The sequence below is a fragment of the Microcoleus sp. S36a_B3 genome (assembly GCF_036700745.1).
Classification (GTDB): Bacteria; Cyanobacteriota; Cyanobacteriia; order Cyanobacteriales; family Microcoleaceae; genus Microcoleus.
On record NZ_JAUBPN010000001.1, the window covers coordinates 444,814 to 465,891 of the forward strand.

24 protein-coding genes are annotated in these 21,078 nt (G+C 44.9%); 14 read left to right on the forward strand and 10 right to left on the reverse strand.

The genetic code is table 11. The annotated features are described in order from the left end of the window. Positions 1 to 5: 5 nt before the first annotated feature. The 4 genes from QUA01_RS01965 to msrA all read right to left on the reverse strand — a co-directional run bounded on the left by QUA01_RS01965 (position 6) and on the right by msrA (position 2,131). Positions 6 to 581 (reverse strand): DUF948 domain-containing protein, encoded by a 576-nt coding sequence (locus QUA01_RS01965; RefSeq protein ID WP_333089588.1) that lies wholly within the window; start codon positions 579 to 581, stop codon positions 6 to 8. 37 nt (positions 582 to 618) lie between these two features. Next, the gene (locus QUA01_RS01970) at positions 619 to 960 is read right to left on the reverse strand and encodes a YtxH domain-containing protein (protein ID WP_265236682.1); all 342 of its coding nucleotides are present in this window, start codon (positions 958 to 960) and stop codon (positions 619 to 621) included. Positions 961 to 998: 38 nt separating this feature from the next. Beyond that, complete coding sequence (locus tag QUA01_RS01975; protein ID WP_333089586.1) at positions 999 to 1,304, reverse strand: hypothetical protein; 306 nt, start codon at positions 1,302 to 1,304, stop codon at positions 999 to 1,001. A 173-nt stretch (positions 1,305 to 1,477) separates the two neighbouring features. Further along, the gene (gene msrA, locus QUA01_RS01980; protein ID WP_333089583.1) at positions 1,478 to 2,131 is read right to left on the reverse strand and encodes a peptide-methionine (S)-S-oxide reductase MsrA; all 654 of its coding nucleotides are present in this window, start codon (positions 2,129 to 2,131) and stop codon (positions 1,478 to 1,480) included. A gap of 317 nt (positions 2,132 to 2,448) precedes the next feature. Here msrA and QUA01_RS01985 point away from each other — a divergent pair, with 317 nt between their 5' ends. Continuing rightward, positions 2,449 to 2,583: a hypothetical protein gene (locus QUA01_RS01985; protein WP_255515882.1), complete on the forward strand. Its 135-nt coding sequence runs from the start codon at positions 2,449 to 2,451 to the stop codon at positions 2,581 to 2,583. Between the two features lie 308 nt (positions 2,584 to 2,891). Here QUA01_RS01985 and QUA01_RS01990 read toward each other — a convergent pair whose 3' ends face one another. Together QUA01_RS01990 and QUA01_RS01995 are read right to left on the reverse strand one after the other, a co-directional pair. Beyond that, positions 2,892 to 3,818 carry a DUF6999 family protein gene (locus QUA01_RS01990; RefSeq protein ID WP_333089579.1) on the reverse strand — a complete coding sequence of 309 codons (927 nt, stop codon included), beginning with the start codon at positions 3,816 to 3,818 and terminating at the stop codon, positions 2,892 to 2,894. Continuing rightward, a complete protein-coding gene (locus QUA01_RS01995) occupies positions 3,818 to 5,686 on the reverse strand; it encodes a 3-oxoacyl-[acyl-carrier-protein] synthase III C-terminal domain-containing protein (RefSeq protein ID WP_333089578.1) in 1,869 nt (622 codons plus the stop codon). Before QUA01_RS01995 ends, QUA01_RS01990 begins: the two co-directional genes overlap by 1 nt. Before the next feature lie 235 nt (positions 5,687 to 5,921). Between QUA01_RS01995 and QUA01_RS02000 the strand changes: the two genes are divergently transcribed. Beyond that, a complete protein-coding gene (locus QUA01_RS02000) occupies positions 5,922 to 6,941 on the forward strand; it encodes a hypothetical protein (protein ID WP_333089577.1) in 1,020 nt (339 codons plus the stop codon). A gap of 32 nt (positions 6,942 to 6,973) precedes the next feature. On the opposite strand, the gene serS is transcribed toward QUA01_RS02000, so the two are convergent. Beyond that, positions 6,974 to 8,254 carry a serine--tRNA ligase gene (gene serS / locus QUA01_RS02005; protein WP_333089575.1) on the reverse strand — a complete coding sequence of 427 codons (1,281 nt, stop codon included), beginning with the start codon at positions 8,252 to 8,254 and terminating at the stop codon, positions 6,974 to 6,976. 403 nt (positions 8,255 to 8,657) lie between these two features. On the opposite strand from serS, the gene QUA01_RS02010 reads away from it, so the two are divergent. Continuing rightward, positions 8,658 to 9,809 (forward strand): glycosyltransferase family 4 protein, encoded by a 1,152-nt coding sequence (locus QUA01_RS02010; RefSeq protein ID WP_333089573.1) that lies wholly within the window; start codon positions 8,658 to 8,660, stop codon positions 9,807 to 9,809. A 106-nt stretch (positions 9,810 to 9,915) separates the two neighbouring features. Next, a complete protein-coding gene (locus QUA01_RS02015; RefSeq protein ID WP_194009028.1) occupies positions 9,916 to 10,296 on the forward strand; it encodes a hypothetical protein in 381 nt (126 codons plus the stop codon). A 119-nt stretch (positions 10,297 to 10,415) separates the two neighbouring features. On the opposite strand, the gene QUA01_RS02020 is transcribed toward QUA01_RS02015, so the two are convergent. Then, the gene (locus QUA01_RS02020) at positions 10,416 to 10,664 is read right to left on the reverse strand and encodes a chlororespiratory reduction protein 7 (protein WP_333089572.1); all 249 of its coding nucleotides are present in this window, start codon (positions 10,662 to 10,664) and stop codon (positions 10,416 to 10,418) included. Between the two features lie 286 nt (positions 10,665 to 10,950). Between QUA01_RS02020 and sir the strand changes: the two genes are divergently transcribed. From sir to QUA01_RS02055, 7 genes are all read left to right on the forward strand, one after another. Beyond that, positions 10,951 to 12,936 carry a sulfite reductase, ferredoxin dependent gene (sir, locus tag QUA01_RS02025; protein ID WP_333089570.1) on the forward strand — a complete coding sequence of 662 codons (1,986 nt, stop codon included), beginning with the start codon at positions 10,951 to 10,953 and terminating at the stop codon, positions 12,934 to 12,936. A 318-nt stretch (positions 12,937 to 13,254) separates the two neighbouring features. Next, the gene (locus QUA01_RS02030) at positions 13,255 to 14,088 is read left to right on the forward strand and encodes an RsmE family RNA methyltransferase (RefSeq protein ID WP_333089569.1); all 834 of its coding nucleotides are present in this window, start codon (positions 13,255 to 13,257) and stop codon (positions 14,086 to 14,088) included. 59 nt (positions 14,089 to 14,147) lie between these two features. Beyond that, positions 14,148 to 14,378 carry a hypothetical protein gene (locus QUA01_RS02035; RefSeq protein ID WP_333089568.1) on the forward strand — a complete coding sequence of 77 codons (231 nt, stop codon included), beginning with the start codon at positions 14,148 to 14,150 and terminating at the stop codon, positions 14,376 to 14,378. After that, positions 14,368 to 14,757: a type II toxin-antitoxin system PemK/MazF family toxin gene (locus QUA01_RS02040; RefSeq protein WP_333089567.1), complete on the forward strand. Its 390-nt coding sequence runs from the start codon at positions 14,368 to 14,370 to the stop codon at positions 14,755 to 14,757. Before QUA01_RS02035 ends, QUA01_RS02040 begins: the two co-directional genes overlap by 11 nt. A 62-nt stretch (positions 14,758 to 14,819) precedes the next feature. Continuing rightward, the gene (locus QUA01_RS02045; RefSeq protein WP_333089565.1) at positions 14,820 to 15,236 is read left to right on the forward strand and encodes a lysozyme inhibitor LprI family protein; all 417 of its coding nucleotides are present in this window, start codon (positions 14,820 to 14,822) and stop codon (positions 15,234 to 15,236) included. 53 nt (positions 15,237 to 15,289) lie between these two features. Beyond that, positions 15,290 to 15,760 carry a hypothetical protein gene (locus QUA01_RS02050; protein WP_333089564.1) on the forward strand — a complete coding sequence of 157 codons (471 nt, stop codon included), beginning with the start codon at positions 15,290 to 15,292 and terminating at the stop codon, positions 15,758 to 15,760. A gap of 458 nt (positions 15,761 to 16,218) precedes the next feature. Further along, positions 16,219 to 17,376 (forward strand): tetratricopeptide repeat protein, encoded by a 1,158-nt coding sequence (locus QUA01_RS02055; RefSeq protein WP_333089561.1) that lies wholly within the window; start codon positions 16,219 to 16,221, stop codon positions 17,374 to 17,376. A gap of 110 nt (positions 17,377 to 17,486) precedes the next feature. Here the strand turns inward: QUA01_RS02055 and QUA01_RS02060 are convergent, their stop codons facing one another. Beyond that, on the reverse strand, positions 17,487 to 18,008 hold the full coding sequence (locus QUA01_RS02060; RefSeq protein ID WP_333089560.1) for a hypothetical protein: 522 nt from the start codon (positions 18,006 to 18,008) through the stop codon (positions 17,487 to 17,489). 315 nt (positions 18,009 to 18,323) lie between these two features. Between QUA01_RS02060 and QUA01_RS02065 the strand changes: the two genes are divergently transcribed. Together QUA01_RS02065 and QUA01_RS02070 are read left to right on the forward strand one after the other, a co-directional pair. Then, a complete protein-coding gene (locus QUA01_RS02065) occupies positions 18,324 to 18,941 on the forward strand; it encodes an esterase/lipase family protein (protein ID WP_333089557.1) in 618 nt (205 codons plus the stop codon). Between the two features lie 2 nt (positions 18,942 to 18,943). Next, on the forward strand, positions 18,944 to 19,555 hold the full coding sequence (locus tag QUA01_RS02070) for an esterase/lipase family protein (protein ID WP_333089556.1): 612 nt from the start codon (positions 18,944 to 18,946) through the stop codon (positions 19,553 to 19,555). Between the two features lie 126 nt (positions 19,556 to 19,681). Here the strand turns inward: QUA01_RS02070 and QUA01_RS02075 are convergent, their stop codons facing one another. Next, a complete protein-coding gene (locus tag QUA01_RS02075; protein WP_333089555.1) occupies positions 19,682 to 20,113 on the reverse strand; it encodes a VOC family protein in 432 nt (143 codons plus the stop codon). A gap of 19 nt (positions 20,114 to 20,132) precedes the next feature. Between QUA01_RS02075 and QUA01_RS02080 the strand changes: the two genes are divergently transcribed. Beyond that, positions 20,133 to 20,945 carry a TIGR00297 family protein gene (locus QUA01_RS02080; RefSeq protein WP_333089821.1) on the forward strand — a complete coding sequence of 271 codons (813 nt, stop codon included), beginning with the start codon at positions 20,133 to 20,135 and terminating at the stop codon, positions 20,943 to 20,945. Positions 20,946 to 21,078 lie beyond the last annotated feature (133 nt).

The following is a 21,078-nucleotide window of genomic DNA, read 5'->3' on the forward strand; positions in this document are numbered from 1 at the left end:
GACTATCAAGAATCCTTCGACACTTGCTCAAAATCTTCCGAATCCCCCGCTAAACCAGAACCCTCGCCATTCCTCAACCGTGGCGATTCCCCATTACCCGCACTCGCAGCGTAACTCCCAGAATACCTGTCATCCAAACCCGAATCCCTCAGCGAAATCGCACTTCTTTGACTCGCCGACAATCTATCTGATCGGCGATTTGTCCCAGAAATCGGCGGCTTCCGAGTTAAACTTTTCCAAGCTGCCATCACCCCAGTCACCACGCTGCGAGTTGTCACCTGCACGTTGTGCGCCTGCTTCTTGGCGCTACCAATACTGCGATCGACCTGTTTGACAACCTCCCCCGCACTTTGCACCCCATCGCTAACATCATCCGTCAACTCGCTAATTTCCAGCCCCGTCAACCGAATCGCCTCCAAAGTAGGCGGAAACTCGCGCGCAAGCGTGTCAGCGAGCTTTTCGACGCTGCGGGCTGCCCTTGCTAGCGCTTGCACCGCAGGTATTAAAGTCACTAAAACAGCAGTTAGGCTAACCGCCACTAGCAAAATTGAAAGTCCTAGCCAGAATATGGGATCACTCACTTGAATCTCGGATTTGGGGTTTGGGATTTCATGTAATTTAGCGGACAGGAGGGCGCAACGGAGGACTTACTTCGACTTCAGTTTCCGACAGTGTTTGGCGTTCCCGCTGAGTTGCTTCCAAACCGGCCGCGATCGCCTCTTTGAGTCTAACCAAAGTTTCGTCCCAATTACGCAGTGCAGTTTCCGAAAGTCGATCGGCCTGCAACTGCACGCTACTCGATAAATCCTCCGCCAACTCCGGCAAAGCATCGGCCGATTTTTTCAATATCTGCCGCGTCTCCTTGCCCGGTCGCGGCGCCATCAGCAACCCAGTCACGGCCCCGATCGCAGAACCCACCAACAGACCGCCAATAAATAATCCCGAACGTTTAGATGACATTTTTATAACTACTCTCTCTCCATACGTTTTAGGATAGCTTACCTCAAAGCTCGATCGCGCTTGGACCAGAGCATTCGCCCCAAACCCACCAATCCCAAAAGTTGCCGAACCTGTTGCAGTTGCAATTCCAGTTGTTGATAATTCCGTCGCAGTTGATGAGCACCTTGTTGCCTTTTAGCAAAAAAATCCGGTGATTTACCGAGGACATTGCTGCTGCAGCGATCGATTGCTGCAATCCGAAACTCCAAAAGTGCGATCGTCCGCCTAATTTTCCACACTCTCGCAGCTATATAAAAACACACTATAGATATTAGTAGATTGATAATTACAACACCCGTCAGCATTTCTCACCTATTTTCAACTACTAATCTACCCGGATATTTATGGCGGGGTAGCAGCAACATCCCGCCAAATATTTTGTAGAGATACCACAATGTTGTGTCATAAAATATGTTGTAGAGACGCAACATTGTGGTGTCCCAATCTATTTGTCCCTATCCATAAGGCGCGTAAAATTTTAAGCCTGAGACATAGCAGGCAAACAAACCTTAGTACCGCCCAAACCGCAATAACCGTTCGGGTTTTTAGCAAGATATTGCTGGTGATAGCTTTCTGCGTAATAAAACTCAGGAGCCTCCAGAATTTCTGTGGTAATCTTGCCGTAACCTTCCGCCGTCAGAGCTTGCTGGTAAGCATCGCGCGAAGCTTCAGCTAGCTGTTTTTGCTTGGCTGAATAGGTGTAAATGCCCGATCGGTATTGAGTACCCGAATCATTACCCTGCTTCATTCCTTGAGTCGGATTGTGACTTTCCCAAAAAACTTTGAGCAGCGTTTCGTAACTCACTACCTTCGGATCGAACACAACCAAAACAACTTCATTGTGTCCCGTCATCCCGCTGCAAACTTCGTTATAAGTAGGATTCGGAGTAATCCCCGCCGCGTAACCCGCAGCAGTCGAAAAAACTCCATTTTGCTGCCAAAATTTCCGTTCCGCGCCCCAAAAACAGCCCAAACCAAACACGGCAATCTCCATGCCGTTTGGAAAGGGAGGTTTGAGCGGATTGCCGTTAACAAAATGAGTTGCCGGTACCGCTATCTGCTCTGCCCGTCCCGGCAAAGCCTCTTGAGCAGAGGGCAGGCTCGACTTTTTGCCAAATCCAAATAGCACCATAAATTTGTGAGGGCGATCTCTGATAAACGTCTTTACCTTACTTAATAATATCAGATATTCACTGAAAATAGTGGCACTTTTGAAGGTAAAGGCTAAAGAGCATAAGGCTGAGTTGTTTTTCCGAGTGTTGGTGATACTGCTCACATCCAATGCAGCTTTCAATCACATTAAGCCGTGTTATGTATCACTCAAAATCACCTAAAATATCACTTATTGTTGAGGAATAAATCACGCAGATTTTAGGCAAAATAGCCGATTATTAAATTATAGGGTTGTAGTAGAAGTTATTGAGGACAATTTCTAAGGAGTGTGGACAAATGGCAATTAAATCTTGCAGTGAACCTTTAAAATCTAATCCGTTTATCACTTACCGCGATCCGATTACAGGTAAGTGGATTGTGGTTCAGGAATTGTCGAAAGTAGCGGAAAATTCACAGCTAGCAGCAGCTTGATATTTCTTTGTGATTCGAGCTAAAAATCAACAATGTTTGGCAACTCCTTGGGTACATAAGCTTAGAGGTTTTCGATGATTAAGCAAATCCTATCATATCGAGCAATTGTTCCGAGTAAAATTGGGAGCATTTCATTTTTACAAAACTGAGATTCTCTCCTTTATTATTTTGGGTTTTATGCGGACTAAAGTCCTCGCTACGAACCTATTTATAGCGGTTTTCAAAAAAGTGATGTATGCCCTATGTCGCATAGTACCTCATCTTTCTGATAAAGGCTATAATTGTTTTTATGCCAGAGCTAATGAATTCTAATTTTCAGCATTGCTCATATCTTTTCGCAGTTCCAAGTACCGATAGAGATATTCCGAAATTATCCCATGCAAAAACAAGTCGCGCGCTGCATTAAACGGACTGTTTGGCGCTAGCGGATGGCGGTTCACAATGACATGATTCCAATCGCAATTTTCCGTAATTTCGCTGACGTACACTCCGAAGTTTTCATCTAACTGAAGCGACATCACTGCTCGCGCAAATTCGTCGCTAGTCAAACACAGAGAATAAAATACTTTAAACAATTCGATCGCCGATTCTAAATCCAGAATCCTCAGCCACCTCAGTCTTTCAAAATCAATTGCAACTTCCACAGGTTGAATGCTATCATAATTTATTCCCCGTTTTTTGACAACCTGCAACCAATTGGGATTTGTCAGCATTGCCTGGTTGTAATCCCAGACAAAGTTATACAGAATTAAGTCGTGTTCGAGAAAGGCATTATCAGCTAAATCGCTAACTGTGCGCGGATAAAGTTTTGATTTTTCAATCTGGGTGTCCGGGCCGTTATCAATCAAGAAGTTGATAATGTTTGAACCCGCGTTTATATGCCGCACAATTAAATAACAAGCTTCTGGCGAGACAAAGTTATTTAGGAAAAATGCGGCCGATTTGTGCATTAAAGTGTAAGCGCGAAATTGAAAGGGCAACAGGCGCTTTGTTGTCATAATTACCGCCAGCAACAAGTTAGCAATTACTTTGATCGGGATGAGCAAATAACTGCGAGTCCAGTTTTGTAAATCCCCGATCATGTATGCTTTTGCAACTAAATCGACGGGAATTGACCGATCGCAAAACAGGACATCCCAAACATTCGGATCGCGGCGGTTGTAGGGTTTCGTAACATAAGGGATTTTTCGCTCATCCTGGAGATTTTCCGTATCTTGTTTTTGCAGCTTTTGCATTAGCGGATTTCCTCCAATTGCAGCAAATATAAACGAGCAGTAACGCGGGCAGTTTTGACAATGCGGTGGGCGATATCATCCGTCATCCATTCGGCATTAATTAAATTTTCTAGTTTAGCTAAATGCGACTCGTCATTAACTCCGTGATAAGCTAAAAACGATACTTGTTCGTCTTGCAAACCGAGAGTTTCCTTAATTTCTTTTGCCCACTTGAGAGCCAACCGATTTCCCAATCCTTCGATTATAAACATACTACCAATTAAATCGACCGGATTTTCCCGCGATGCTTGGTGGAAGATAAAAGCTGATAGAGCTTCGCTGCCAATATTCTTATCATATTCGACAATTTTTGACAACTCGCCGCCGACAGAAACATAATTTTTTTCTAGCATTTGATAGTCGCGGTGTTCGTCTTGGGCGTGGCCGATAAAAGTCGATCGCAGGCGAAAGTCAGTCATGTTAGAAGCAGCACGCGCAATCCAGCGAGCACCCTCGACAACTTGCGGGCGGAGATTGCACAGCAATGCTTGATAGTCTTCTATTGTAAACTCTCCCCGGTACAATTTGCGGACAATGGGAACAGAACGAATTTCGCGATCGAACTTCAGCCAAATCCAGGCTAACTCCCGCAACAAATAAGCTTGCGGAGAGTTGGGCTGTTGCGGTTTAACACTTTCGAGAGGCGAAGCTTCGGGAACATCAACGGATTTAGAGATTTGAGAAATCATAGATTTCTTGGCATTTTCCACAACAGTTAACATCATGTAAGCTGTTGTAAAGCGGCCGCTTTCCGGGACAAAACAAAAGATTTTTTGTCCCGGCTGCAATTTGCCAGAATTGAACAATTCTTCTAACATTAAATAAATCGAGGCGCAGCCTGTATTTCCCCTGGTGTACAAGTTGGTAAACCATTTTTCTTCAGGAATCATGCAGCCTGCTTGTTCCAGAAGTTCCACAATTTGTTCCCGAAAAAAGTGAGAGGAATAGTGGCACAACAGCCAGTCGATTTCCTGCGGAAAAACTTTTCCTGCTTTAATCAATCTCAGCCAACCTTCAACGCCTAATTGCATTACATTGTCGAGCAAGCGAATATTTTGCCGCAAGTCAAAAGCTCCTGCTGCGGCTGCATCGAGGTAGGAAGAATAATCTAACCAGCTTTTGGTTGCTGTGGGGCTGGCTAATCCTGAATACATACAAACTGGATAGGCGTTGGCGTGGGAAATTAATTCAATCCATTCTATTTTTAAGCTAATTCCTGTGTTGTTGGGATGGTTTTGCAGCAAAAATGCTCCGGCACCGTCTGATAGCATCCAGCGCAGAAATTCTGTATCGAAAGGCAGGGGTTTTCCGGCTTGGACTGATGTTTCTGCTTCAAATTTGGTGTTTTTGAACAGGCGCGAGGGAAATTCGGAGGCGACGGCGATTGCTGTTTGTTTTTTGCCGAGTTCGAGTTGAGATGCGGCGTAGTTTAAGGCGGTAATTCCGGCACAGCAAACTCCTTGAGTGGAAACTATTTCTAGGGGAGATAATTCAGAAAGTTCGCCGTGTACTGTGCTGGCAAATCCCGGTACTAATAAGTCTGGTAAAGTGGTGGCGCAGGCTAGCAAGTCGATCGCCCTTGGTTCCAAATTAGCTTGGGCGATCGCGTCACGGACGGCAAAAGCTGCCATTTGGCTGTTAGAATACAGTGTTTGCTGCTGTTTGTCGATCGCGTAATAGCGCTGTTTAATCCCGTTGCTGTTGAGAATGCGCTGTCTGACTCGCGAAGGGCGCGAGGCAATTTTGCCCAAATACTCCTCCATCTCATCATTATTAATTGGTTTTCCCGGCAAAAATTTTCCAATCCGATTGATATAAGCACTGTACATCGCGTCAACCTCTAAAATTGCTAATTTACTTTGTTAAATCAAGCCCGAAAATATCTAAAATTAATTGTGCTTTGGGAAGCAGCGAACTTGCAATGAGCAACCAGTTATATTGTAGAGTTGGGCGAAATCAGACAAGTTGACCAACAATAGCAAGAAGTAATGTGAAGCGGGGTGAAGTTTTTTGTAAAATTGAGCCAATATGTAACTAAAGTTCCTTCGCTGCTTCCCGACTCAAATGGATATTGCTTCACTAGATGCTTGGTATTCTCAATCACAGCGCCGCGCGGCTGTTTCGCTGTTGATGAAACGAGTAGGCGTAACTCGCACTAGGGCTGAATGTTTTATACGGCTTTGGATTTACCTATCAGTCAAACAGCTTCAGGAAAGCCAGCCCAGCCTCAAACCGCCGCTGGTTAAACTGGAATTGCTAGCAACAGAAGTGCAGTGCACTCATCGGGAAGCAGCAGAACTATTTTACTCCGATTCCGATCGCGGGAGCGATCGCGCCGCCGGCATGATGTTAGACAAATTAGCAGCACTAGGATTGATCGCAAAACACTTTGACGGTAACGCTACAGCAATTCAAATTCAACCAGTTTCCGACATTTTAGATCCCGCGCCGCCGGAAAATTCAGTCAAACTCAAATTAGATAATTTTAATCCTCGGTGCGATGCAATTCCCGTTGCAAATTTACTAGCAACCAATTACAACTGGATGAATCGCAGCACTAACGCAGTTCCCTACCAAATCGCTAAAATTCTCCGACTTTTGGCAGGCAAATATTCAAAAGGAATGCGAGTTTTGCGCCGCTGCGACAATCTGAATCCTGTAGGTTTTTACTTATTGTATCCCACCGCAGCCGAATCGGAAGTTAATTTTTTTAACGCACCCAGTAAAAGCCTGCATTTAAGTTCGGTTGCTGCTGAGATCGATCCTTTTATCATGGCACTTCCGGGAGATGAAAATTGCCAGTCAGTATTTGTTCGCAGTTGGATGATAGATCCGCAATATTTAGAAGAATACCGCGTTATTTTTCTCGAACACATCCAGAAAGTTTTAGTAGAAATGAAACAAGATTTTCCCAATCTTTGCGATTTGCACACGCTAATCATTCACCCGATGTACGAAAAAATGAGTTTTGCTTTGGGGTTTCAAAAGACTAATAGTGATGCTCAACTATCTCTTTATTGGATGTATTTAGCGTTGGATAGATTTTTAGCGCTGGATATTAAGGAAGCGCTAAAAAATTTGTAAGTCGGCGGTTTTAACCGCCCCGTCTTCGTAGTTTACAAAACCTCGCGATTGAGATAAGGTTGCAGCACTTCCGGCACTTTTACCGTCCCGTCCGGCTGCTGGTAATTCTCCAAAATTGCCGCCATTGTCCGGCCCACGGCTAAACCGGAACCGTTGAGGGCGTGCACGAATTGAGTGCCTTTTTTCCCCGCTTCTTTAAAGCGAATGTTAGCCCGCCGCGCCTGAAAATCTGCGACGTTGGAACAACTGGAAATCTCGCGGTATTTGCCGGCATTCGGCAGCCACACCTCTAAATCGTAGGTTTTTGCTGCTGCGAAACCCAAGTCGCCGGTACAAAGCTCGATCGTCCGATAAGGCAATTTTAGCGCCTGCAAAACTCCCTCAGCATCCTGCACGAGCTTTTCGTGTTCTGCCTCGGAGGTACTCGGATGCACCAGTTTCACCAATTCTACCTTATTAAATTGGTGCAACCGAATTAATCCCCGCGTATCTTTGCCGTAACTGCCAGCTTCTCGGCGAAAGCAAGGAGTGAAAGAACAGTGATAAATTGGCAACTGTTCCGCTGTTAATATTTCACCTCTGTACAAATTCACCACCGGAACTTCGGAAGTAGGAATTAACCACAAATCGTCTCTATCGCACTTGAAACTTTCTTCGGCAAATTTTGGCAATTGACCCGTAGCAGTCAGAGATTCTGAGTTGACTAAAAATGGGGGAATTACTTCTATATAACCAGCTTTAGTGTGGCGGTCGAGCATGAATTGAATAATCGCTCTTTCCAGGGCTGCACCAGCTCCAATTAAGGTAATAAATCGAGGCGCTGCGATTTTTACTGCCCGTTCAAAGTTAATGATTCCTAGTTTTTCGCCAATTTCCCAGTGCGGCAAAATATCGGGATTTTGGGGAATGTATTCGTCTCCCCAGCGCCGAATTTCGATGTTTTCTTCTTCGTTTTTGCCCAAGGGGGTTGATTTACCCGGCAAGTTGGGCAAGGGCAGCAATAGAACTTCTATTTGAGCTTTGAGGTCTTTTTCCTGTGCTTGCAATTCGTTCGACTGCGCGCCGACTTCGTTGCCTTCTGCTTGCAAAGTCTGAATTTCGGGGGATTCGAGGGGTAAACCCGATTTTCTTTTTTGGCCGATGAGTTTGGCTATTTCGTTGCTGCGGGCTTGCAGTTGCGATCGCTTGCCTTCCAACTCCCGCTGCTGTTTGTCTAACTGCAAAATCGGCTCGATTTCATAGTTGCCTCCTCTAGTGTTGAGGCTTTCTTGCACGGCTTGCGGGTTTTCTCGGATTAATTTGAGGTCTAGCACAGATTTTTTCTAAATTTTCAATTTTATAAGGATTTGCGATCGGAAACCCGATTTCGTGGAAAATATTGGCTTTGGCAAGCATAAATCTACGAATTCACAGGGTTTCTGAGGATTCTTGCGTCTGTCTTATCTTAGGTTAACAGGGACTATATCCTCAGACATACAAGCTTTGGCAATCATTTAGCACCTCAACGATAACTTATTCTCATTGAAAAATTTGCTTGGTGTCACCCATGATGGGTGACACCCCACAAAATGATGCTATAGTAAGCACATTAGTAGATGCACCCTGATAATTTTCTCCCCTAACCAGCGATGGTGAGGGGATTTTTGTTTTGGGGATCGCAGGAAAGTTAAGATAGGAAGGCGGTTGAAACCGCCCAGTCTTCTTATCGGGAGAAAAATGCGATCGACAAATCACCTATTCTGTTTCCTAGAAATATTTTCCAGCGAAGGCGGCATTCAATCCTACGCCCGAGACATCCTGAAAGCTTACCTGTCACTAACCGCAGCCAACAACTTTCCGCCACAAGCAGAAGTTTTGCTATTGCGAGATTCTCCTGATTGCCAAAATCCCTTCGAGTCAAAAAATCTCAAATTCTCTTACCTAAAAACTGATCCCGTTTGGCTTGGTCGTCTTAAGTTTGCCGCAAAATTGCTAACTTGTTTGCTGCAAAAACGACCGGAACGGGTTTTTTGCGGTCACATCAAACTCGCACCGCTAATTAAAACCTTATGCCAGCCGCTGGGAATTCCCTACACAATTTTAACTTACGGCAAGGAAGTTTGGGAACTGCTGCCACCAAAATATCAAATAGCAATGAGAGACGCTGACAGCATTTGGACGATTAGCAGGTACACGCGCGATCACACTTGCGAACTTAACAATTTAAATCCTGACAAATTCCAAATAGTGCCTTGTACTGTAGATGAAAATATATTTACGACTGGGCCCAAACCTGTGCATTTATTAGAAAAATACGATCTGGTTGGTGCTAAAATATTGATAACTGTAGCTAGATTGCGATCGCACGATAGTTACAAAGGAGTCGATGTCACAATTCAAGCTTTGCCGGAAATTGCCAAAAGTTTTCCCAATGTGAAATACTTAGTTATTGGACGCGGGGACGATCGCCCGAGATTAGCTAAACTCGCCGCCGATTTGGGAGTTACCGAAAGAGTAATATTTGCGGGTTTTGTACCGACACAAAATTTAGCAGAACATTACCAGTTGGCGGATGCTTATGTAATGCCCTCCCAGGAAGGCTTCGGTATAGCTTATTTAGAAGCTTTAGCTTGCGGAGTACCGGTGCTGGCGGGGGACGCGGACGGTTCGGCAGAGCCGCTGCAAGATGGTAAACTGGGATGGCGAGTTCCTCACCGAGATTCGGCAGCAGTAGCGGTTGCTTGTGTAGAAATTTTGCGAGGAGAGGATCAAAGGTGCGATCGCCCTTGGTTGAGGGAACAAACCCTGGCAAAATTTAGTTTTCAATCGCTTTGTCAATCTTTACAAGGGATTTTTCAACCCTCTGACTCCGATCGACTTATGCTGTAGAGAGCGGTTTCGGCCTGTACAATAGCCAAATTAACTCGATCGACCGCGTGAATTTCTCAGTAGGATAGAGTTATGCCTACCCGCAAAGACACCAAAGGAGACCACCGTGAACCAAGGCACCCCCAAAATATCTTTAAATCTACCCCGTATTAGCAATTGGCTGATACTGCTGGGCATCGCCTGCGTGTTGGGATCAATTGGTTTGGGTTGGATAGTTAAATCAGTATTGATTGTAGTAGGTTTGTTGCTGCTGACACCTGTAGTCGCATTTTTCGCACTTCAGTGGTGGCTGAAACGCAATTTAATTGAAGACAATTGTCCAGTTTGTCAATACGAATTTACAGCTTTAAATCAAACTCAGTTTCAGTGTGCTAATTGTGGCGAACCTCTGAAAATAGAGGAAGGTCATTTTAGCCGTTTGACGCCGCCCGGTACGATCGATGTTACCGCCGTGGAAGTATCATCAGTACAACAGTTGGAAGAATAGTTAGTTCTTATTGGTTATTGGTGATTAGTGTTATTGGTGATTGGTTATTATAACTAACAAATAACAAGCAACAAATAACAACTAACAAATAACCAATAACAACTAACCAATAACCAAAATTATTTTTCTAAACGCACTGCATACCACTGCAAAAATTTTCCGGGACCGACATCTAATTCACAATAAGTATCAATTAAATACTTAGCTTGTTCTTCCACAGAAGATAATTTGAGCAAATCCTGTGGCAAATCTTCGTGTTCCCCGGCTAAAACCTCTTTCAGCTTTTCTAATAATTCCGCCGCCGTCAAAAACTGCTCCGGCTGGTTTGTTTCTAACACCACAAAAGTGTCTTCGTCATACAGTGACATAATTTCAAAGGTTCAGGTTAATTATTTCTAAAGTTTCGTCAAGTTAAGCGATCGAAAGTATACACTCTGAATTACCATTTTTCAGCCCCGGTTCGATCGTGTTACAATTGAACAACATCAGAATTCCTACCGGATTACCGTTGTTAACTTAGTTATTAACCGAGTTATCAACAGATCCGACACAGCATTTCTGAGGAGATTTGTCAAGTAAAAACTTGTCAAGTGTCAAATTGTCAAGAAATATTCGATCGGCTGTATCTAATTATAACTGGCACTATACATTCCCATGATCACATCTTCCACTTCAACCCCCGTGGCGCGCAAGCCCTCAAAATCAGAAGGTCTCAAAGAACGCAGCAACTATTTGCGAGAACCCGTTGCGAGTGAACTGTTAGAAGAGACAACCCACTTCACCGAAGAAGGGCTTCAGATTCTAAAATTTCACGGTTCGTACCAGCAAGACAACCGCGACAATCGAGTTAAAGGACAAGAAAAAGACTATCAGTTCATGCTCCGCACCCGCAATCCCGGCGGTTTCGTGCCCCCAGAACTATATCTTACCCTAGACAAGCTATCCGAAGAATACGGCAACCACACGCTCCGCGTCACAACGCGCCAAGGTTTCCAAGTGCACGGCGTGTTGAAGAAAAATCTTAAAGCAGTGTTTTCCTCAATTATAAAAAATATGGGGTCAACCTTGGGAGCTTGCGGCGACTTGAACCGCAACGTCATGGCACCGCCAGCACCGTACAAAAATCGCCCAGAATACGAGTATGCGCTGCAATACGCCAACAATGTAGCCGATTTGCTGGCACCGCAAACCGGTGCTTATTACGAAATTTGGCTGGATGGCGAAAAGGCTGTTTCAGGCGAGGAAGACCCAGCAGTCAAGGCCGCCAGACAGCGAAACGGTAACGGCACAATCTTTCACGACAAGGAAGAACCGATTTACGGCACCCATTATATGCCGCGCAAGTTCAAGTGTTCTGTTACTGTACCGGGAGACAATTCGGTTGATTTGTACTCTCAAGATTTGAGCTTGGTAGTAATTACCAATGAAGCTGGCGAGTTGCAAGGTTTTGATGTGTATGCCGGCGGCGGTTTGGGACGTACTCACAATAAAGAAGAAACTTTTGCGCGGCTTGCGGATGAGATTTGCTATGTTGCCAAGGATGATGTTTACGATTTGGTCAAGGCAATTGTAGCAACACAAAGAGATTTTGGCGATCGCACAGACAGACGACACGCGCGACTGAAATATCTGATTAACGACAAAGGCTTGCAGTGGTTCCGGGCAAAAGTAGCCGAATATTTTGGCAAGCCGCTAGAAGCATTTAAACCCCTGCCTGATTGGAAGTATTTGGATTTCTTGGGCTGGCAGGAACAAGGCGACGGCAAGCTGTTTGTCGGCATTTCCATAGACAATGGCCGAATTAAGGACGAAGGTTCGTTTCAGTTAAAAACGGCTTTGCGGGAAATCGTGCAGAAGTACAATGTGCCGATGCTGGTAACGCCCCACCAAAACGTTTTGATTTACGATATTTCGCCGGATTTCAAACAGGAAATTCAGGGAATACTCGATCGCTGCGGCATTCAGCGGGAAACAGCGATCGACCCCATAGTACGCTATGCGATGGCCTGTCCGGCATTCCCGACTTGCGGGCTGGCGATTACCGAGTCCGAGCGCGTGATGCCGAGCTTTTTAGAGCGAATTCGGGCACTTTTGACCAAAGTTGGTTTAGAAGACGAGCATTTTGTGGTGCGGATGACCGGTTGCCCCAACGGATGCGCCCGCCCTTATTTAGCAGAATTGGCGTTTGTCGGGAGTGCGCCGGAATCCTACCAGATTTGGCTGGGAGGTTCCCCAGACCAAACGCGGCTGGCACAACCAATTGAGCAAAAGCTGCACGTAAATGATTTTGAAGCTTTTCTGGAGCCAATTTTTGTTTATTTTAAGCAAAAACGGCACTTGAGCGAGAGTTTTGGCAATTTTTGCGATCGTGTTGGGTTAGAATCTATCCGTCAATTTGTAACCAATCACCAATCTGCTGACTCGATGACAACTGAGATAAATGATTTAGATGTTACGTCTAGTAACGGCGAAGAGAATGAGACTGCTACTGCTGGCGGCAAAGTCCGTCGTCGAATTAGCGTCCGCGATGAAATCTACAACGAACTCAAGGAAGAAGCCGCCCGTCAGAGCAAGCCGATTACACAGCTAGCGACAGAAGCGATTTCCACTTATCTGAAGAAGATTAAGGAGGAAGGATAAGCCGATTTACGATTGTCAATTTTCCATCGCATCAAATAGAGTTTAGGCAAAAGTAACATAAGGGCAGAGCATTTGCAGAAAAAAAACTTGAATTTGTCAAATAATTCCGGTTGTAAATGCTTTGCCTTTAATATTTATGAGGTGCTTGGTTTTTAGATAAAAACGGCGATTGAAATCACTTCTAGACAAACGATGTCCGCCTGCGCGGACTAAGAAATACATCAGGTAAACAATCCATCTCCTCTCTTCCTCTGCGTTCTCTGCGCTCTCTGCGGTTAAATAAAAAAATCTAATAGAAAACGAGCAATCTAAAATTCAATGGCTCAATTACAAAGATTAGCAGTTACCGCAGCCCAAATTTGTGCTAACCAAATCGATTTAACTAAGGAACAACAGCATTATTTAAATCGGGTGTTGCGGTTGCAAGCGGGCGATCGATTTATTGCGATGGACGGCCGCGGACATTGGTGGTTAGCAATTCTAGCCGCCACGGAAACCGGGTTATTTGCCTCGATAACAGAGGAGATTGCCGCGAACGGGGAGCTTCCGGTGACAGTAACTTTGATGGCGGCATTGCCCAAGGGAAACGGCTTTGATGAGGTTGTCAGGCAGGCGACGGAGTTGGGTGTGGCTAGTATTGTGCCGGTGACGAGCGATCGCACTTTGCTCAAACCTAGTTCTCAAAAGGTCGATCGTTGGAGAAGGATTGCTGCAGAGGCCGCAGAACAGTCGGAACGTCAAATTGTCCCAGAAATTTTAGAGCCTGTTTCCTTTGATTTGGCTGTGAAAAATTGCGGTCAAAAACATCGATTTATTTGTGTGGCTCGCGGGGGAAATCGCCATTTGTGGGACTGCGTGAGCGGTTTAGAACCCCCCCAGCCCCCCTTGTTAAGGGGGGAGCAAGAACCGGAGGAATCCCCCCAGCCCCGCTTGCTAAGGGGGGAGCAAGAAACGGAGGAATTATCGATCGCGATTGCGGTTGGCCCGGAGGGTGGGTGGACTGATGGTGAAGTGGAAAGGGCGATCGAATTTGGTTTTGAGCCTGTCTCTTTGGGTAGTAGAATTTTGAGGGCGGTAACAGCGCCGATGGTGGCTTTATCTTTGGTGGGAGCCGCTTTTGAAAAGTGTCAATCCCCAAAAATATTTCCCTGAGCTGCTAGATATCCTAAACAAAGCTAAAATGTCAATAAGTCGTTGGGCATAAAAGTAAAATGTTAAAATCAGTAAAGGGTATATATCGAGACGGCAAAGTTGTGTTATTAGAAACTCCTGGCGACTTAACAGAAGGGAAAGTTATTGTTACTTTTCTCGCCGAATCAGGATTAGTCGAACTACAATCTCGCGGTATAGATCGCGAACAAGCAGGAGATTTACGCATCAGGTTGAGCAGATTTGCCGAGGATTGGGAACAACCGGAAATGGATGCTTACGATGATTTATAAACGCGGTGATGTAGCGCTGGTTCTGTTTCCCAATGCTGATTTGCGTACTGCGAAGCGCCGCCCAGTTTTGATAGTTCAAGCTAATAATTTGGGGACTGGTTTAGGACAAACCATTACAGCAATGATTACTAGCAATTTAGCTCGTGTTGGACACCCAAGCCGGGTTTTTGTTTCCCTCGCCACAAGGGAGGGCCAGCAAACACGATTGTTGGCTGACTCGGTAATCATGACAGACAATCTGGTGACACTTCTAGAAGTTGAAATCGATCGCAAAATTGGTATTTGGTCAAATATGGCCGCAGTAGATGCAGCTATCAAGCATACTTTGGGAATTCGACCGACAGAGCCAACCCTCGCCCAATCTAAAAATAATCTTTAAATTTATTGAATAAAATCTGTCTTGTGTTATAAAAAATCGTAAAATACGTGGGTTTTATGGTAATGAAAATAAATTTACCGAAAAACCGATCGCCCTTGTGGTCGATCGCACTTGTGACAATCTTAGCTACAGCATCAATTTTCGCACGATCGGGGCAATCTGTCATTGCTCAACAGATTAATTGCGATCGGCCGCAAGGAGATGTGGAAGCCAGAACTTGTATTAGGTTTAGGTATGAAGCCTCAGACAAACGGCTGAATGAGGTTTACAAGCAACTGATTGCTAGTTTGAGTGCCGAAGAGCGATCGATCCTTGCAGAAGCACAATTAGGGTGGATTCAGTTAAGAGATAAAACCTGCGAATTTGAAGTTTATAAAAATCGCGGCGGTACTGGTTATGGAGGTTTTCTCAATGAATGTTTGGATCGGATGACAAAAGCCCGCACAGCGGAATTAGAACAGTATTTAAAAGAAAGATAAAATACCAAGTACACTGTACAACACTTGATACAAATAAATAGAGGCAAGTATTTATGAATAGCCGATCGTCCTTCACCCTCACCCTCAGCCTCATCTCAGCAATTGTTACCGCGATTGCACCAGGAGTTTTCGCCCAACAATTGCAACTACCAGCCAACGCAACCTACATCGATAAAAATTGCAACCTCAACCAACAATTAGCCCCACTTGAAAGATACACTATATTTAGCAGAGAGGAATTTACAACTAACCGTAAAAAATATTGGTTCTACGCAGCCCGCTATCAAGACGGAGCCTCACTTTTCTGTATTTCCGAAAGAATTTTCATCAGGCCTCAAGTTTTAAATGTCGAAAAAATACAAAGACAATTTATTGACAAAGTAGTCCGAGACCCCAAAAACCCAACTGGCTTTATTATCACAGTCCGAGGAGGCAACGGGCCTGGTGCAACAACAACAAATTATCGCTTAGATTTGAGCAATGTCGATCGACCAAAACTCACCCCTCTGTCCGTCCCAAAATAGCGGACGACTCTATCCCCAAATCTTCTATCCATCCTTCAACCGCAGATATAAGGCAGATAAACACACCCCATAGCAGATAATTTCAGGAATTGAAAGCCAATGAAGGCAAGAAATCCAATCAACTTTAACAAAAAACCGCCCAAATATTAGACCAATTTAATAAATACTTCCTAATATATGAAGTTCTAGCCCCTTAATAAGGGGGCGGTTGGGGCGTTCTATGTAGCACTTATTTTGCTCGCATGGTATTACATATTTGCTCGTTACCAGGCTTTGCCTGGTAATGCAGATCCGCAGGCTATGCCTTCTTTGAACTCACAACTTACAGGAGAGAAGACTGCAAAAGATGCTTAAGTTATTAAGTTTTATATCCTAACATAAAAGCCAAACCTATTAACCACTAGCCAAAGCAACAAAACATCAGCCAAGATAGAAACAACCCCATTCCCGCAACCGCCATGACAGACATCCAGGAAATAGTCGCCTCCCTAGAAAGCCAAAACTACAAACAAGCCGCCCAACTCATCAAACAACTGCAAAAAAAATCCCCCGAAAACCCCTGGGTGCAATACTACATCGGCCGCTACTACGAACTCACCAACAACCCCGACAAAGCCCAAACAACCTACAAACAAATACTCCGCGACATCACCAACCCCAAAATCGTCACCCAAGCCCGCCAAGGCATTCAACGCATTGAAACCGCACAACAAAACCTCCGCCAACAAGCCATCGAAACCGCCAAAAACGACCCCAGCAGCCTCGAACCCGGACTCCTGATCCTCGAACCCGTGAGTCCCGAAGACAAGCCCGCCGCCGTACAAAATATCAGCAGAATCTTCAAAATCGATGCCTACACCACCCGGATGCAAATCCAAAGCCGTGGCTGGAGACTCTACAAAACCGGCCCCATCGCCGAACTCCGAATTTACGGTCAAGAACTTCTCAGCGCCGGGATTCCCGTATTTTGGACAACCCTAGCCGACATTCAAAAAATCCAAATTTTCCGCGTTCAACACTTCCAGTCTCTCTCTTCCCCAGCCGTTGTTTGCAAAGATCATCTAAATCGACTCGGTTCTATAGAATTCAATTGGTCAGAAGTCAGCCAAAGAGTAGAAGGTTTGTTACCGATGTTCATGGAAATCATGGACTACTCACCCAACCGCAGAACCGATCAATTTCGCCACAAAGAAATTACCCAAGATTACGCTCAAATCTGCGACTTGCACATTCCCAGCCGCAACTGCATCCTGCGAATTTGCGACCAAAGTTACGAATTTAAAGCAGGTGTTGACTTCACCCAAATTTCAGCAGCTATCCCAGCTTCACCGAACCTGAAAAACCCAACTTCCAGAGTCGAAAAATCCCCACAAATTCCTCAAAGTACCACCCGAATTAACTGGAATCGCTTACTGGAAATATTCGATCGCCAGCTTGACGTTACAGTGTGGTCAGAATTTACGCCCTTTGCTGAGACAGTCCTCGATTACACGCATATGTTGAGCAAAATTAAATCTCACGTAGAGGTCGATCGCAAATCCGAAACTCCTTGGGATCCCGCTTTCCAGCTATACAGCACCCTAGCCTTTCTCAGAAACCAAGGAAATAGGGAATAGAACCAAAAAAAGAGTTAAAAATTAAAAATGCCATTGCTCATTTTTAAATTTTTAACCCCAGCATTTGCAATTGTCAAATGCCAAATTCCCTATTACCAAATCCCTAACTTCTACTTCATTTTCACCTGACGAGCCATTTCCCGGAAATTGTTCATGCTAGGGCCAGGGCTGCGACGAGTGGTAGTTGGTATCGGCATTAAATTATTAGGAGCAAAAGTGCGATCGGATTCAGCTTGACTCGACACTTTCCCGTTAGTTACAGCAGCAGGAACCTTCGCCGGTTCCGAAGTCTTAGCAGGAAGACTAGCGACTGCTTCCTTTTCTTTCTTCTTAGACTTTTTCTCTACCTTAGCCTTCTTCGCCGGTTCAGACTTGTCTGACATAACAGCCTCAACTTTTGCAGGTACAGCCGCAACAGCATCCTCTACCTTCGCAACAGCATCACCTACCTTCGCAGGTGCAGCCTCTACCTTCTTCGCAACAGCAGCCTCTACCTTCGCCGGTGCAACCTTAGCGGGTTCCTTCGCGGAAGATTCGCCTAAATCCATGAAATATTCAGACTTTTTCAAGCCCAACAGTCTGCCGAAAAAGCCGAAAATACCGCCGAAGAAATTTTTGATAAAACCAAACATTAGACTTACTCCTTTTGTTCTTTTAGAGAAATTTGTACAAGCTTGTCAACAAGGTTAGCCTACGAGGTTGGGCAACTTTTGTCTATATTTCTTAATCAAAATTAACAATATTTTGATTAAAAACAGGGACATTCTAGTAATTTTTACTCAAGAATCCCAATTTTACTTTGCACTTGTTTACGATTATCTCAGAATTTATGAGATATTGCCTACTAGCCTGGGATACATCGAGCCGATTCGCTAGCTGTCCCAATATGGGTAAAATTACCTAGGCGATCGATTTATGCTTTAATCTGTAAGCAATTTTTTAGTAAAATGAACAGTACGCTCGATCGCAATCCTGTCATCCTGATCCACGGAATCTGGGACACAAAGGCTATTTTCAGCAAAATGTCCGCCCGCCTCACCGAACTCGGATGGTGTGTCCACAGCCTCAACCTCACCCCCAACGACGGCAGCCTCAGCCTCGACTCGCTAGCGAAACAACTAGCAGACTACATCTCTCAAAACTTCGAGCCACAACAGACTTTAGACATAGTAGGCTACAGCATGGGAGGCATCATCAGCCGCTACTACGTGCAGCGACTCGGAGGAATTAACCGAGTACAGCGTTTCATCACCATATCTGCCCCTCACAGCGGCACCCTCACCGCCTATTGCCTATCTTTACCAGGATACCTGGATATGCGGCTCAATAGCGACTTGCTGCGCGATTTAAATCAAGATGTGATGGATCTCAGACGAATAAACTTTACATCAATTTGGACCCCGTTTGACATCATGATTGTACCGTCGAAAAGCTCCAAAATGCCAGTAGGTAAAGAAGTTAAACTCAATGTAATGCTGCACCGCCAAATGGTGACAGACGACCAAAGTATTAACGCATTAATTGAAGAACTAAAAGCACCAATTAAAAATAAAATTTCCCCTTAAAAATGAATAGCAATTTCAGCCGCAACCCAGTCTTGCTAATTCATGGCATATTCAGAAAATCGGGAATCTTTCACAAAATGTCTGCCTACCTCAGAGATTTAGGCTGGTCAGTCTACAGCCTAGATCTTTCGCCCCACTGGGGCAACGCCAGCATCGACGAATTAGCCCAACAAATGGCAAATTATATAGACAAAAACTTCGAGCCACAACAGCCTTTAGATATAGTAGGATTGAGCATGGGCGGCTTAGTAACTCGCTATTACTTGCAAAGGTTAGGCGGAATTAACCGAGTCCAGCGCTTTATTGCGATATCTTCCCCTCACAACGGTACTTGGACGGCCTACACTCTCTGGGGAAAAGGCTGCGTTCAAATGCGTCCCGGCAGTGCTTTTCTGGAAGATTTAAATCGAGATGCTGAATTGTTGGCAAAGCTCAATTTTACTTCGATTTGGACAGATTGGGATTTTATCATCGTCCCGGCTTCTAGTTCCCAAATATCCGCAGCCAAAGAAGTAAAAGTTTCTGTATTCGCCCATGCTATGATGGTGAGACATGACCGCAGTTTAAAAGCGGTTGCTGAAGCACTTTCAGAACCATTGAAAGTTCATGATTAACCGTTTGATTCATTCTTGTATAAGGTCAAATTTTGTAGGGCGGGTGTCACCTACAATAATTGCCTAAAACCAACAATCTTGTAAACCCGCCCCCACGAACACGGCAAATCGCTACCGGACTAGATATCAAACAGCATCGCCGACTTCAGCGTATTCGCTGAGGCCAAAAATTGCTTCAGCTTCGCAGTAATACTTGAACTCTAGTATATTGTGGAAAGGGTCTTCTAAGAAGAAGGTGCGGTGCTCTGTAGGCAAACCGACAAATCGCCTTCTGGCTTCTTGATAGAAATTTAAGTTGTTTTGCTGTGCTTTTTCTAGCAATCCTTCCCAGTCAGCTTCTGAAGTGAAAATTAACCCAAAATGCCGGGGATAGATGCCTCGCTGAGGTGTCAAGGGTTCGCGGCTGACGTGGGCGACAATTTGATGGCCGCACAAACCCATAATCGCAGAATTCGGGGATTCGCGACCTAATGTGCAGCCGAGCCCGTCTACGTAGAAGGCTTTTGTTTGGGCAAGATCCGTTACGGGGAAGGCAAGATGAAATAAGATTTGGCTCATGGAGGTATATAAAGTGACTGTGCAGAATTCAGAATTGTTCTTTAATTATTTATCTTGGTCTAATCCTTGGTTGGTGGCGATCGCCCTTAATACATTTTTACTCGCGATCGCCACAGTTGCTCCCAAAAAATTGCTCACTCCCGCCGGACAATTTCACGGCTGGCTGCTAGGTGTAATTATCTGGGCGAGTTTGGGATGGCGGGGCTATGCGGTGGTGATGTTTTACTTTCTTGTGGGATCGGGAGTTACCCGCATCGGCAAAGCCCAGAAAGAAGCAGAAGGGATTGCTGAAAAGCGATCGGGCGCGCGAGGGCCGGAAAATGTCTGGGGTTCGGCTTTAACAGCTACTTTTTGTGCTGTGGGAGTTTTGGCATTATCTATTTTCGGAGATACGGGCAATATGCCTGTGCCACAAGATGTGATTTCTCTGTTGTTGCTGGGTTATGCCGCGAGTTTTTGTACCAAACTTTCCGATACCTGCGCTAGCGAAATCGGCAAAGCTTACGGCAAACATACGTTTTTGATTACTACGCTGCAGCCTGTACCTAGGGGTACGGAAGGGGCGGTAAGTCTGGAAGGAACGATCGCGGGCATTGTCGGTTCGATCCTGATTGCGTTTTTGAGTTGGGCTGTGGGTTTAATTGACTTGACAGGAGTTGTTTTTTGTATTATTGCAGCTTTTATTGCTACCAACATCGAGAGCGTGATTGGCGCGACGGTGCAATCAAAGTTTGAATGGCTGACGAATGAGGTAGTGAATTTTTTTAATACGCTGATCGGAGCGATTTGTGCGATCGTCTTGGCCTATGTCTGGAAAGCTTTTTTAGTTTAGTAATTTTTGAAGGTCGCAAACTCAAGAAACCGGGTTTTTTACCAGCATTCAAGGCATTAACGCAGTATTTGCGGAAAACAACCCGGTTTCTGCACTATTAGTGATTAATCATTAATCATTAGTTTCGAGCGAT